We start from the raw sequence: 14,285 nt of genomic DNA on the forward strand, positions 1-14,285 counted from the left end.
GCCTCCTAATAATTTCTTGGCGGAATTGCAGAAAGAGAATTTTGATCAGAAAAAACTGTATCAGAAACATAAATATCTTCAGAGATTGTCTTATTGTCAAAATAGCGCTTGACAGTATTTGTGACGAGCTCTCCCATGAATGGATTACATTCAACAACACAGTTGACCTTGCGCTGTTTTAGCAGATCAATCATTTCTTTCTGAGCATCAATGGAGACAACAACGAATTTGTTTTCAAGTTGATATTCGTCAAGGGCATCTAGTGCTCCTAAAGTCATTTCATCATTGTGAGAATAAATGACGTCAATATTGTTAAGCTTGCCGGCTTCGATGGCTTCTGAGAATTTCTCTTTTGCCTTTAATCGAATAAAATCACCAGTGATCGTTTGGGTAATCTGTATTCGCGGATCACGTCCGACTGTTTCGGCGAACCCATCGTGGCGTAAACGAGTCGGTGAAGAATTTTCAACGCCTTTAATCTCAAAAACATTAATGGCTTCTTTTTCGATTTTTTGATAATGATTTGTCACGTATAAACCAGCACGTCCGCCTTGTGCTTTGAAACTAGAACCAATATGGGTCAAAAAAAGATCGGATCTATTTGTAGCGATATTTCGATCCACAATTATTACTGGAATATTGGCTTTTTTCGCCTCCTCTAAAACAGGTTCCCAGCCAAATTCTTCGATCGGAGAAAGAATAATCAAATCTACCTGATAGGCGATAAACGTCATTACGTCTTGGTATTGCTGCTTAGGGTCAGAGAAGCTATTCCGAGACATCACTTGATAGTTTTGCTTCTCCAATTCCTCTTTGATGGATTTACTCTGGATCTTACGCCAGTTGCTTTCGATCCCAGCTTGAGCGAATCCAATTGTGATTTCGCTATGATTTTCTTTTGGCGTTTCTTGTTTGCAGCCCGCTAACATAAGGCACAAGCCAATCAGCAGGAGTAGGTTGATTTTTTTCATAGGGTACACCTCTTATTAAAGGATTTTTTACAAAAAGATCGTTTGAACCTCACGAACAGATTCTATTGCTGATTAATTAGCCTTTACCAATACCAATTCACTTTATATCGTTAATCTTTCTTCTATTATATAGCGCTATCATTTGTAATTCTAACATGCTGGCGTATTCCGAATAAATGTCAAGATTTAGCAAAAAAAATCCAAGAAAACTGTAAAAAAGAAAAAAAGTTCCCTATTATTCCAAGAAAGTAAAAAAGAATCTCAATGAAAGCGTTTGCCTTTAAACGTACACTTAGCTTATCAAATATGTTTTGGAGGGAAAGATATGAAACGAGGGTTCAAAAAAATGTTAGTGGCAACAGTTTCACTACTTGCGCTGACAGCACTAACTGCTTGTGGAAAAGGAAATGCTTCAGGGGAGGACAAAGGGTTTGTTGGTGTATCCATGCCTACCAAATCAGCCGAACGATGGATCGCTGATGGAGACAATATCGTGAAGCAATTGAAAAAGAAAGGCTACAAAACAGACTTACAATACGGCGAGGATAAAGTTGAAAATCAAGTGGCGCAAATCGAAAACATGATCACTAAGGGAGTCGACACATTGGTGATCGCATCAATTGACGGTTCCGCACTTACCGATGTGTTGGAAAAGGCGCATCAAGCAGATATTAAAGTTATTGCCTATGACCGCCTATTGATGAATTCGAAGTATGTCGACTATTATGCAACCTTTGATAATTTCGGCGTTGGTGTTTTACAGGCATCCTATATTGAAGACCAATTGGGCTTAAAAGATGGCAAAGGACCTTACAATATTGAATTATTCGGCGGTTCTCCAGATGATAACAATGCACTAATCAATTATAACGGAGTGATGTCGGTCTTCAAACCTTATTTTGACAGTAAGCAATTAATCGTCCCATCTGGACAAACAAAATTCAATCAAATCGCAACTTTGCGTTGGGATGGCTCGACAGCTCAGTCTCGAATGGATAATCTCTTAAGCGCCAACTATACAGACAAGAAATTAGATGCTGTCTTATCTCCATATGATCCAATTAGCCTGGGAATTATTTCTTCATTAAAAGGGGTTGGCTATGGTTCAGGCGACAAACCATTACCAGTTATTACAGGGCAAGACGCGACCATCGCAGGAGTGAAATCAATTATTGCTGGTGAACAAACAGAAACGATCTTTAAAGATACACGCATTTTAGCAGATAACACCGTTGAAATGATTGAAGCGATTCACGATGACAAAAAAGTGCCAGTTAATGACAAGGAAACTTACGATAACGGTGAAAAAGTCGTGCCAACTTATCTAGCAAAACCTGTTTCTGTTGATAAAGACAACTACAAACAAGAATTGATTGATACAAAATACTACAAAGAAAAAGATTTAAGCGAATAACAGGATCTGAGAAAAGTACTGGCAGCTTTGCCGTACTTTTCTCGATCATCTTGATAAGGAAGTGGAAAAATGGCCGACTACATATTGGAAATGAAAAATATCATTAAAGAATTCTCCGGTGTACGCGCCTTGGATGACGTGAATTTAAATATCAAGCGAGGAGAGATCCACGCGCTTTGCGGAGAAAATGGTGCAGGCAAATCAACGTTAATGAATGTTCTTAGTGGATTATTTTCTTATGGCAATTATTCAGGCGATATTATTTATGACGGTGAGACCTGTCAGTTCAAAGGGCTGCGAGATAGTGAGGAAAAAGGCATTGTAATTATCCATCAAGAGTTAGCCTTGAGTCCTTATCTATCGATCAAAGAAAATATTTTTTTAGGCAATGAGCAAACCAATCATGGGATCATTGATTGGAACCTAACAGAACGAAAAACCGAAAACCTGTTAAAAACAGTGGGATTAAAAATCAACCCGAATACGTTGGTTTCACAAATTGGCGTAGGTCACCAACAGCTGGTTGAGATCGCTAAAGCCTTCTCCAAAAATGTTCGACTGCTCATTTTGGACGAACCGACTGCCGCCTTGAATGAAGAAGAAAGTGCGAATCTGCTTGAACTGATTAAGGAATTTCGCAATCAGGGAATTACTTCAATCATCATTTCCCACAAATTGAATGAGATCGTGGATGTGGCAGATCGGATCACCATTTTACGTGACGGACAAACAATTGAAACACTAGAAAATGAAGACATTAATGAAGAACGCATCATCAAAGGCATGGTCGGACGAGATCTCACCAACCGTTATCCTGACCGCCATCCGAATATCGGTGAAGTTCTTTTTGAAGTCAAGGACTGGACCGTTCATCATCCGATTGATACCGCAAGAGTAATGAACAATCACATCAATTTCAACATTCGACGAGGTGAAATTGTTGGGATCGCTGGTTTAATGGGGGCTGGACGAACCGAATTTGCCATGAGTATTTTTGGAAAATCCTACGGCAGCAATATCAGCGGTCAGATTTTTAAAGACGGTAAGGAAATAAAAATTAACGATGTTTCTCAGGCAATTCAACATGGCTTAGCCTATGTATCTGAGGACCGAAAAGCAGTCGGGTTGAACTTGCTGATGGATATTCGTGAAAATACCACGATTGCCAGCCTTGGAAAAATTAGTAAAAGCGGCATTCTTGATAAGGAAAAAGAAGTGACAGAAGCAGAAAATTATCGTAAGAAAATGCGCACAAAAGCCAATAATGTCTTTCAAAATGTTGGCAGTTTAAGTGGTGGGAATCAGCAAAAGGTTGTTTTAGCGAAATGGCTAATGACCGAACCGGATGTTCTTTTCCTGGATGAGCCCACGCGTGGAATCGACGTTGGAGCGAAGTACGAGATTTATACCATCATTGAAGAGATGGCCGCACAGGGGAAATGTGTCTGCATTATCTCGTCTGAACTGCCAGAGATTATCGGGATGTGTGATCGCATCTATACCATGAATGAAGGAACGATGACCGGTGAAGTCATGCGCGCAAATGCCAACCAAGAAACGCTGATGAACTTGATGACGAAGGAAGAGGAGGCAGTATCCTAATGGAGAATGCAACGAAGGAAAGTAAAGAAAAAAGTACGATTAATATAAAAGAAAAAGTCTTAGATATTTTTAGCAAATACAGCATGGTTATTATTTTGATCGCCTTATTGATCGCTTTTCAAATGATGACCGGAGGAATTTTCCTTCGACCGTTAAATATCACAAATATTGTCCTGCAAAATAGTCATATTTTAGTTTTAGCCGCAGGTATGCTGCTGGTTGTATTGTTAGGATTTGTTGATTTGTCTGTCGGTTCAGTCATGGCGTTTGTCGGCGCAATTGCCGGAATGATGATGGTGAACAACCACATGAGTCCCTGGATTGCAGTGCCTGTTTGTCTAGCAATCGGCGCGTTGATCGGAGCATGGCAAGGATTTTGGGTAGCGTATGTCGGTATCCCAGCCTTCATCGTGACGCTCGCTGGATTATTAATGTTCCGCGGTTTGACGCAAGTCGTACTTGGCGGACAATCACTCGCACCGTTTCCAAGAGCCTTTCAAAAAATTTCAACAGGCTATTTACCAGAAATTATGGTTTCCTCTTCAGGCATGCACTTTTTAACCTTGGTTTTAGGTTTAGTTTTAGCCGCAGGTTTAGTTTTCTTCCAATGGAAAGCACGGGAAAAACGCAAAAAGAATCTGTTTGAAGTACCTTCAATGAACGTCTTTATCTTTAAGTCCATTTTGACTGTCGGAATTGTTTTAGGAATGAGTTATATTTTTGCCTCATACCAAGGATTTCCAATTATCTTGATCATTTTAGGTGTAATTGTCGGCGTGTATGGCTTCTTAACTAACAGTACCGTTGCAGGTCGTCAGATTTATGCGACAGGTGGTAATTTGAAAGCCGCCCAGCTTTCAGGGATCAAAACCAAGAAAATTACTTTCTGGGTCTTTGTCAATATGGGCATGATGGCCGCTTTAGCGGGCTTAATCTTAGCTGCTCGTTTGAATGCGGCAACGCCACAAGCCGGAACTTCATTAGAATTAGATGCGATGGCTTCTGTATACTTCGGTGGCGCTTCTACCTCAGGTGGTATCGGAACCATTACTGGAGCAATCGTCGGTGGCTTGGTTATGGGTGTTCTGAACAATGGGATGTCAATTCTTGGTGTCGGTGTTGACTGGCAGCAGGCAATCAAAGGTCTGATCTTACTTTTAGCAGTCGTATTAGATATCTACAATAAGAAACGTAAAATCTCGTAAGGTGGTAGACAATATGACAGAACAAAAAGAAAAACGTATTTTGCTGATTTGTACAGCTGGTATCACCTCCGGCTTATTAGTAAAAAACATCCAAACAGCAGCAGATGAGCAGGACATTCCCATTCGCGTGTATTCTGCTCCAGCGATTATCGCTGAACAGGCCATCCAAAATCAACAAATCGATGGTTTGATGATCGGCCCCCAATCAGAATACGAAGTGAACCGTTTGAAGGATTTTTTGAACTACAAAGCGGTGAGCTACAAGATGATCAAGAAGGAAGATTACGAAACGTTAGATGGAGAGGCGGTGCTTAAGGAAATACTTGCAAGCTTTATGTAATTAATACAAGAAAAAGACCATTTGATTGACATGTTCAAGTAACAAATGGAACAGTTTCAATAATAACTAAGATTAAGGCACTGTCTGCATATGGACAGTGCCTTAAATGGATTTATCTTATTCAACATCAATCGCTTGACGTCGTATCTCTTTAACTACTAATGATGCATCATCTAAAACATAGATGCCCTGCACATCTCCTGTATTTAGAGCAGCGATTGCTTCATTTGAAAAATGTAGGGAGCTAGTTTCAAAGCTTAGAACTTTTTTGCCGTCAGTGACGATGAATGTCTTCGTTGCTGGTTGATTGATCAGTTCAAACTTCGTTGGCAATGACTCAAGGCTTCCCAAATCTTCCTCAATAATTAAATCTTCTACTTTTTGAGAACGAGATACAATAAATTTTCCTTTTTCTTCTCGAACTAAAAGAGCAGCAAAATGGGTATCGTTGATCATGCTGGTGATACCGATCTTTCCATGATTGCAAGTAGTGGATTTTTCGACTGTAACAGTGAATGTTTCTGCTTTTTCGGTTTGTCTGACTCCGAGAAATGAAGGTGTTGTGCGTTGTTCAATTGTCGTTGAACAGCCTTTTAAAGTTAATGTAGAGTGTTGCAAAAGAATAATTTCCTTAAGGCTATCCCGTAAACTAAGCCATTCAGGATTTAAAGTAGGCTGATTAAATTCATCAACAAAAGGTAAGATTTTTTGCTCATTTACAAGTACCTTTTGATGTTTCGGAAACTGACTCATATCGACCACTTCACTAGGGATGCCCTGATTAATTTCCGGCCATTCTTTCTCCCAATTGACTGGATAGAGCAGGGTTTCTCGTCCCATATTGGTAATTTGCTTGAAATCAATTGTAGATGGGCGCGTTCCTAAACAGGTCAACCACCAATTTCCTTTTGTATCTTGGAAGAGATCGGCGTGACCAATATTTTGTAATGGTTCATTTGCGCGATCACGATTTGTAAAAATAGGATTGATGGTCGAGTGATCCTCAAAAGGTCCCCAAAGATTGTCCGACTTGAACATCGTAATCATATGTCCCACGCCTGTTCCGCCTTCAGCAGCCAATAGGTAATAAGTGTTTTCTCGCTTAATTATGTGAGGGCCTTCAACATCGCGACCACCTGTTCCCAGACTGATTACTTCTGGCCCGCGTAAAATGGCTCCAGTTATAAGCTCAATTTCCGCTTGTTGAATGGCTTTGGTTCCCTTATCATCGATATAGCCTGTGAAGGTGACATAGGTACGTCCATTTTCATGGTAAAGATCCGGATCAATTCCCATAATATCGATTTCTAACCGTTGTTGTTCCCAAAGAATTTCTCCATTCTCATTCAATTTGCCTTTGATAATAAAGTTTTTGAACTCCGCAAAATTAGTAGTGATCACATAGAAATGATCATTGAAAAAGCGAATACAAACCGCGAAGATTCCTTCATTAGATTTCGCCTTTGATAGGTCCGCTTGTTCCGTTGTTACGACGATTCCAGGAAGTTTTGTCCAGTTTAATAAATCTGTACTTTTACTTAAGGCGATCCCGGGGTAGTACTCAAAAGTACTGTTGACCATATAATAAGTATCTGTTACCAAAACGATGCTCGGATCAGGATACATACCGCGTAGAATTGGATTTTGATAAGATTCCACCATATAATTCACTCCTTTTCTATTGATGATAGGCTGTACGAACAGCAGCAAACGTTAGTTCAGCGGTAGTTGAAAGGTGAAGATCCGCTGTCTTCAGATCACTATTTGTTCCTATTGCTACAGAGAAAGCGCCACTTTCTTTGATGGCTTTAAGTCCAGCAATCGAATCTTCAATACCGATGCATTCTAAAGGCTGAAGATTCAATGACTGAGCTGCAGCGATGAAAATATCTGGTGCCGGTTTGCCATTTTCCACTTTACTTGGATCGACGATGGCGTCAAATTTCTCTGCCAATGTTAACTTTTCTAAAATAAGCGGTCCGTTTAAGCTAGAAGAGGCTAAAGCAAGCTTCACCTTCTGCTGTTTCAGTTCAGAGATGAATGTTGCAACCCCTGGCAAGATATTGTCAGGGGATAGCTGCTTAAGCGACTCCTTATACTGTTCATTTTTTTCAAACAAAAGCTGTTGAAACATATTCTCAGAGACAGAAACCTCTAAATAGTTTAAGATCACCTTCAAAGAATCTGCTCGACTTACGCCTTTCGTCTTTTCTTCCAAGTCACTAGGAAGCTTTGCAGAAAAGTAATTGTTTATAAGTTTTTTCCAAGCTTCAAAATGCAGGGTAGAGGTGTCGGCGATGACCCCATCTAAATCAAATAATGCACCTTTAAACAAGTGAGATTTCCTCCCGTTCACTTAAAATAGGCGTTGATGCTAGCACGTCATTGATTTTTGCTAGATTCTCTGGTGTGATTTGAATAAAAGGTAAGAGTGTATTCAATTTGGTCAATGACATAGTTCCTAGACCGCCATTAACGGCTGCTAGATCTGCTCTAAAGAAATCTAACACAGGATCAATCGCATCAATTTTTTGAACCAACAGTTCATCTGCCATAATTTCGGCTGCAGGTGTTTCGCTATTATAGTATTCTACGTAACTTTCGCTGGGAACATAGGCGATCTCATAGATGCCGCAGGCAAGTGAGAAGCGACCGTTATTTTTTTTCTGATTGTTGACTGTTACCGGACCATTTTCTCCTCGTGGTAAATCGACATGTACGGTCGTTCCAAAAGGCACAGTCAAGTTGAGTTTAATGGTGTGCTCGCTGTCCGCTTCGATTTGGTAACTTACAGCGAAAGTTCCGTATGGTGTATCGAAATGTCCATTAACTTGTTTTAAGCGATAATCAAATAGCGGCGAAAAGTTGATTTCCTGATAGCCAGGGTGAGCTGGTTTAATTCCTAGAAGATAGCTATAGGCCCATTCCATAATTGCACCAAAGCTATAATGATTTAATGAATTCATTCCTTCTGGGTTCATGGAACCATCAGGAAGAACGGAGTTCCAGCGTTCCCAGACAGTTGTTGCGCCAAGATTTACTGCATAGAGCCAGCTTGGAAAATCTTCTAAAAGGAAAATTTTCGTGGCTAGTTTATGATAGCCATAATTAGATAAAACCTGACAGATGAAGGGAGTACCAACAAATCCGGTTTTAAGATGGTCATTGTCCTTTTTCAAGCGGGTTACTAAATCCTTAGCGACTCGCGAACGTTGTGATTGAGGAACCAACTCAAAATATAGCGCGATTGCATAAGCCGTCTGAGTATCAATTGCTAAACGGCCATTTGCAGTAATATATTCCTTAACAATAGCCTCTTTGATCCGTTGAGCTTGCTCACGATAATAAGTTGCATCGTTAGCAAAATTCAAAGTTTCAGCCGTTTTAGCAATGATGTCATTAGAATAATAGTAGTAGACAGAGGCAATAAAATCTTCTTCAGTTTTTCCAGTTGGTAACGCGGGATTTTCTCCATCAAGAGCGAGCCAATCGCCAAATTGAAAGGTTCCAGTCCATAAATCACTGCTCTTACTGTTTTTTTGAATCCATGCTACCCAATCCTTCATTGCTGTGTAGTTTTGACGTAAAATCGCTGAATCACCATAAATTTGATACATGTTCCAAGGAATGATTATTGCTGCATCGCCCCAAACCGCAGCACCGCCATCAGAATTTCCCATTGCAGGAGCATACATCGGAACCATACCATCATGCAATTGTTGCTCGATAGCGATGTCTTTTGCATATTTTTTAAAGAATGGAAAAACGTTCATATTCAAAGCAGCTGTTTTAGAAAACACTTCGGCATCGCCTGTCCAGCCAAGTCGTTCGTCCCGCTGCGGGCAATCAGTCGGAATATCTAAGAAGTTACTTTTTTGTCCCCACAGAATATTTTGAAAAAGCCGATTAACCTTTGAATTAGTGGTTTTGATTTCCCCAGTGGTTGCCATTTCAGAATGAAGGACCGCCGCTTGATAATCTTCTTTTCTCAGCGTTTGAGTGTTTCCTTCGACTTTTACATAACGATAACCGTAGAAAGTGAAATGGGGGCGAACCCATTTTTCTTCACCGTCAGAAATATAGACAAAAGAGGCTCTTGCTTCACGTAAATTTTCGCGATAAAAGTTACCCTCCTGTAGGATTTCTCCCATTTGAAAAACAAGCTTTGTACCTTTGGGTTCGCGGTTGTAAAATTCCAGCCAACCAGTCTGATTTTGACCAAAATCAAGGACCTGTTCTCCTGCCGGAGTCTCAAGTATTTCCTCAACGGGTAAACGTTCCATAATTTTTATCGGCAGACTCAATCGGTCTTGAAGTAGTGCCTTATTCTGATCTAGTAAGATCACAGACTCCCAATTGGAAGGATTTAGTGTATCGTCCAAGTCTTCTCCATAATAAATCTCTGATTTAGTTACTTTTCCGCTGGTTGTTACCCATGAGCTATCAGTGGAAATGATCTCTGTTTGACCATCTTCATACGTCACGTGGAATTCTCCAATGACACATTGCTGGTCGCCGTAAATGTTTTTCATTCCGCCATCGAAGCCTAAAGTCCCTTTATACCAGCCGTCACCAGTAGTGAAGAGCAGTTCATGATCTGCTGCTTTTTGAAAGGCTGCTGTGACATCGTAGGTTTGAACTTGGATCCATTGATCGTATGCCGTAACCCCTGGCGTTAAATACTCATCACCAACTTTTTCACCATTAATATATGCTTCATAAATACCCAATCCAGTAGCGTATAAACGCGCTTTTGCTACTTGGGACTTCACGCTGATCTTTTTTTGAAAAAGTGTATTTTGAATGGACTTATCTGGATGAGCAATCCAGTCTGCTTGGAAAGATTCATCCATTTTTCCAGTTTCAAAAAAGCTTTCTTTGGTAAACAGCTCATGATTGGTGTCTCGAATCGCAATTTCTACGTGGTAACGAGTACGTGGAATCAGTGTCAACGGAACATCGAAATAGTTATTTTTGAATGGTTCCTGCTTGCTTTGGTAAACGGGGGCTTCATAATTATCTGTCCAGATGGTTAATTGCTTCGTTATTTCTGTGAACTGTTCTGCTTCCACTGTAAACTCAATTCGCAGATCATCTAACTGAAAGCCAATAGGTTCTGTCATATGATTGATCAAAATTTTTGAAATCTTCATTTTTTGTACACTCCTAATTTTATAGTTTAGCGGAAAAGTCACCGCAAAATGGATCGACCGGGCTAACCCCTTCAAAGGCTTCTTTACCAGTCATTTTTCTAAGTACTGCGTCAATACTTTCCTTATTTCCAGTATACGTATTGATGTAGGTAGATACTGCTGGGATATCAAATAAATGATAGGGATTTGCTGTTGAGATAAAGATCGTCGGAATAGCTTTCATGAACCAAGGAGCGTCCGCTGCCATTAAATGAATCCAGTCAAGACGAGTGGTGGTTTGATTGCTAGCTGTTTCGATATTTGCAATATAGAGTGCTAGATCAAATTTTTCCTTCATTTCAGCTATGCCTTCTTCAAAAATCTCATGAAAATCTAGCCGCTTTCGGTCAAACAGAGTCACCTGAAAGCCCAGTATCTCCAGCTGTTTTTGGAAAAGGTCGGAAACTTGGCCGCCCTCTTTAAAACCTCCGTCATCTGAGTCACCTAAAACAACCAATCGAATTCGTGGATAACGTTTTACTGTCAAAGGCAAAAGGTGATCCCGATCTTTGACTAAAGTAACGGCCTTTTTAGCTGCCGCGGCTGCTTTTTTTGCATGTTCAGCAGTATTTAAATTCAACGTTTCTGGCATCGTCGTTTCAAATAAACCATGTACCATTTTTGTCGCGAGAATTCGTAAAACAGCTTCATTGATTCGAGCCAGCTTCAATGTGCCATTTTCAACCGCTTTTTTGATAAACATATAATCCTCATCAATGTTTTTATTAAATAGGATCATATCGATTCCGGCATTAATTGTTGCAGGTAACAGTTCTTCTCGCGAAAGAATCGAATTGTAACCAATCATCGGTGTAGCATCGGTAATCGTCAGGCCGTTAAATCCAAGTTCGTCACGTAATAGCCCATCAATTAGCCGTTTTGATGCCGAGGCAGGTCTCAATTCTGAATCCTTTATATCCGGCGACAGCTGTTTCTCCCAAGCCGGTAGCATGATATGTCCGATCATGATACTGCTAATTCCTTGATCAATAAAGGTTTGGTAGATTTGCCCATAAGAGTTCATCCAATCATCAGCGGACAGGGAGTTGATGGTGCTTAACAAATGCTGATCTCGTTCGTCGACGCCGTCACCCGGAAAGTGTTTGATAACAGGCAAGATGCCATTCTTTTCCAACCCCTTAATTTGAGCCGAGGCCATTTGGATCACACGCTTTGGATCGCTGCCGAAGGTTCGAGTATTGGTGATCGGATTCCGAAAATTCAGATCGATATCAACAATCGGAGAAAAGGACATGTTGCAGCCTACTTGAGCGGCTTCATTTCCAGCGACATTTCCTAATTCGTAAGCTTGTTCAGGATCATCTGTCGCAGCTATTTGCAGCGGCATTCCGAACCAGGTTCCTTCTGTAATAATCCCATTTCCGCCAGATTCCAAATTCGCCGAAAAGAATAGAGGGATATCGCTGGCTGCCTGAGCAGTTGTTAATTGTCGTTTGATCTTTTCCGCTGAGGCGGGACGATACATCATACCGCCAGGGCGATAAGTTTTGATAAACTCTTTAATGTCTACTTGATCCTCGTCCTGTCCAATAACAAAAAAGAGCTGGCCAATTTTTTCATCCAAAGTCATAGTTTGGACTTTGCTTTGCAGCTGTTGAATTTGTTCATCTGCTAAGTAATAAGGTTTTTTTGATAAATCTAACATGCTTTTTGCGCCTCCAATGATTTAAAGATACTTGTTCACGCTTTCATTTTAGTCTGGAGAAATTGTATAAACCATTGCGAAAAAACAGCTTAAGTGTGTCCATTTCATTGCTCCTTTCATTTATCTAAAATTGAGTCTTGCTTGAATGATTTATTCATGAGATAGTTTAGGCGAAGTAATGAAAGAATATCATTCAAAAAAACAACTTAAAGATTAAAATCCTATAATTACTCGACTTATTACACAGATAGTAGCTTTTTTGAGGGGAGCTGAAGGAATGGAAGAAGAAGTTTTAACCATATTACAGGAGAAAAATCATCCTCGTAATTGGAATGAGTTGGGTTCAGAAATGAGACCAAAACAAACAGGTGTGTTGAAAAACGAGCCTATTTATGAATTTTTTCATACGTTGGACGACTCATTAGAGGTAAATCCGCAATCAATCGCCATTTCGGTACAGCCAGTGAGCTCCTTCATTCCATTTCATGTCCATAATTATGTGGAGATAATCGTACCTCTGGTAGGTGAATGTACCGTTATTACGAAAAACGATGAGTTAAAGCTGAAGCAAAATGACTTGATCATCATTGGCAACCATACGATTCACCGTGTAGAACCAATTGAAACCGATGCTATCGTAGTCAATCTGACCCTAAAGGACACAGCTTTCAATTTAAACGATTATCATTTTATGTATGAGGATCGAGCAACCAAAAAAGTCTCCTCCTTGCTTTTTTCACTGCTCTCAAATGAAACGCAGGGGGAGAATATCTATCGCTTGTTTCGGACGCATCAAGATACAAAGATTCATTTTCTGTTAGAGGACATTATCCAGGAATACTATTATCCAGACACCCAATCGAATCAGATCATCCGATTAGAATTATTAACACTCTTCGGTCGGTTGATTCGTTCAGCTGCTAATGAACAAACAGTGATTGCTGGAGAAGATGATGGCTCAGTTAATTTATTATCGTTACTTTTATATATTGAAAAGAATTATGCGCACATTACGTTAGAGGAAATGGCTCAGCACTTTGGCTTCAATCCGAATTATTTATCTTCTTATTTGAAAAAACACACCGGATTAACCTTTATCAAATTGGTTCATCTGCAACGGGTGAATGTTGCAGCAGAGTACTTAACGTATACCAATGCGCCGATTGAACAGATTGCCCTAAAGGTAGGGTATGAAAATCCCTCCTATTTTTATAAAATGTTTCGAAAACATTTAAAGATTTTACCAACTGAATATCGTGAAAAGCATTCTTTCAATGCTAAAAAAACCGATTGAGTCTCAATCGGTTTTTTTTAACATTAAAGGAAGTATAACATTTTAAGCGGTCAAAGGATTGATACATCAATCTTTTGACCGCTTTTCATCTGGTCTTTTTCCTATTAAACTGGAGATATGAAACCCAATATTTTACACGCCATTTTCTTTGATGAATATCAAAACTGGGAGAAATTCAATCAAAGGTACACGAGAAGGATTCGATCCGTTGTGAAAAGAGAAGTGAAGAAGTTTCGCGATTGTGGTGACCTTAAAAAAGGTTATCGTCTATTTGTCTGTGAAGGATGCCATGATGTAAAGAAAGTGGCTTTTCGTTGTAAAGGGAAATTTTGTCCAACTTGTGCAACTGGGGAAAGTCAACGGTGGGCAGAGGTTGCGGCGAACGATCTGTTTACAGTGACGCATCGACACGTCATCTTCACGATCGATGAAGGTTTACGTGAGATTTTTCTGAAGGAGAAGTATCGTAAGGAGCTTTTAAAAGGATTAATGGATGAAGCTGCACGGATACTATTAGATTTTTTTAGAAAGCACCATATACAAGCTGGGGTTGTGGCAACACTCCACACCTTCGGTTCTCAGCTAGAATACAATCCGCATG

The 14,285-nt window shown here is 40.0% G+C and carries 11 protein-coding genes; 6 read left to right on the plus strand and 5 right to left on the minus strand.

Features of this window, described 5'->3' with window-relative positions; genetic code table 11:
* Window positions 1-5 precede the first annotated feature (5 nt).
* Window positions 6-971, minus strand: a complete 966-nt coding sequence (locus OMU_RS01035; protein WP_016178114.1) for an ABC transporter substrate-binding protein — start codon at window positions 969-971, stop codon at window positions 6-8.
* A gap of 325 nt (window positions 972-1,296) precedes the next feature.
* Between OMU_RS01035 and chvE the strand changes: the two genes are divergently transcribed.
* The 4 genes from chvE to OMU_RS01055 all read left to right on the plus strand — a co-directional run bounded on the left by chvE (window position 1,297) and on the right by OMU_RS01055 (window position 5,532).
* Window positions 1,297-2,385 carry a multiple monosaccharide ABC transporter substrate-binding protein gene (gene chvE, locus OMU_RS01040; RefSeq protein WP_016178115.1) on the plus strand — a complete coding sequence of 363 codons (1,089 nt, stop codon included), beginning with the start codon at window positions 1,297-1,299 and terminating at the stop codon, window positions 2,383-2,385.
* Window positions 2,386-2,454: 69 nt separating this feature from the next.
* Complete coding sequence (mmsA, locus tag OMU_RS01045; protein ID WP_016178116.1) at window positions 2,455-3,987, plus strand: multiple monosaccharide ABC transporter ATP-binding protein; 1,533 nt, start codon at window positions 2,455-2,457, stop codon at window positions 3,985-3,987.
* Entirely contained in the window at window positions 3,987-5,192 is a 1,206-nt protein-coding gene (gene mmsB, locus OMU_RS01050) for a multiple monosaccharide ABC transporter permease (protein ID WP_016178117.1), read from the plus strand. Before mmsA ends, mmsB begins: the two co-directional genes overlap by 1 nt.
* A gap of 13 nt (window positions 5,193-5,205) precedes the next feature.
* Window positions 5,206-5,532 carry a PTS sugar transporter subunit IIB gene (locus OMU_RS01055; protein WP_016178118.1) on the plus strand — a complete coding sequence of 109 codons (327 nt, stop codon included), beginning with the start codon at window positions 5,206-5,208 and terminating at the stop codon, window positions 5,530-5,532.
* A gap of 117 nt (window positions 5,533-5,649) precedes the next feature.
* Here OMU_RS01055 and OMU_RS01060 read toward each other — a convergent pair whose 3' ends face one another.
* Genes OMU_RS01060 through OMU_RS01075 form a run of 4 tightly spaced genes read right to left on the minus strand, consistent with a single transcriptional unit; the run spans window position 5,650 to window position 12,390 of the window.
* Entirely contained in the window at window positions 5,650-7,194 is a 1,545-nt protein-coding gene (locus tag OMU_RS01060; protein WP_016178119.1) for a glycoside hydrolase family 43 protein, read from the minus strand.
* A 16-nt stretch (window positions 7,195-7,210) separates the two neighbouring features.
* Window positions 7,211-7,867 carry a beta-phosphoglucomutase gene (pgmB, locus tag OMU_RS01065; RefSeq protein WP_016178120.1) on the minus strand — a complete coding sequence of 219 codons (657 nt, stop codon included), beginning with the start codon at window positions 7,865-7,867 and terminating at the stop codon, window positions 7,211-7,213.
* Window positions 7,860-10,685: an alpha-L-rhamnosidase gene (locus OMU_RS01070; protein ID WP_016178121.1), complete on the minus strand. Its 2,826-nt coding sequence runs from the start codon at window positions 10,683-10,685 to the stop codon at window positions 7,860-7,862. The genes pgmB and OMU_RS01070 overlap by 8 nt, the downstream gene beginning before the upstream one ends.
* A gap of 19 nt (window positions 10,686-10,704) precedes the next feature.
* The gene (locus OMU_RS01075; RefSeq protein WP_016178122.1) at window positions 10,705-12,390 is read right to left on the minus strand and encodes a glycoside hydrolase family 3 protein; all 1,686 of its coding nucleotides are present in this window, start codon (window positions 12,388-12,390) and stop codon (window positions 10,705-10,707) included.
* A gap of 277 nt (window positions 12,391-12,667) precedes the next feature.
* Between OMU_RS01075 and OMU_RS01080 the strand changes: the two genes are divergently transcribed.
* Together OMU_RS01080 and OMU_RS01085 are read left to right on the plus strand one after the other, a co-directional pair.
* Window positions 12,668-13,684: an AraC family transcriptional regulator gene (locus OMU_RS01080; protein WP_016178123.1), complete on the plus strand. Its 1,017-nt coding sequence runs from the start codon at window positions 12,668-12,670 to the stop codon at window positions 13,682-13,684.
* A gap of 117 nt (window positions 13,685-13,801) precedes the next feature.
* On the plus strand, window positions 13,802-14,285 hold a 484-nt coding region (locus tag OMU_RS01085; protein WP_040005453.1), incomplete at its 3' end, for an IS91 family transposase.

Source organism: Enterococcus avium ATCC 14025, assembly GCF_000406965.1.
GTDB lineage: Bacteria > Bacillota > Bacilli > Lactobacillales > Enterococcaceae > Enterococcus_A > Enterococcus_A avium.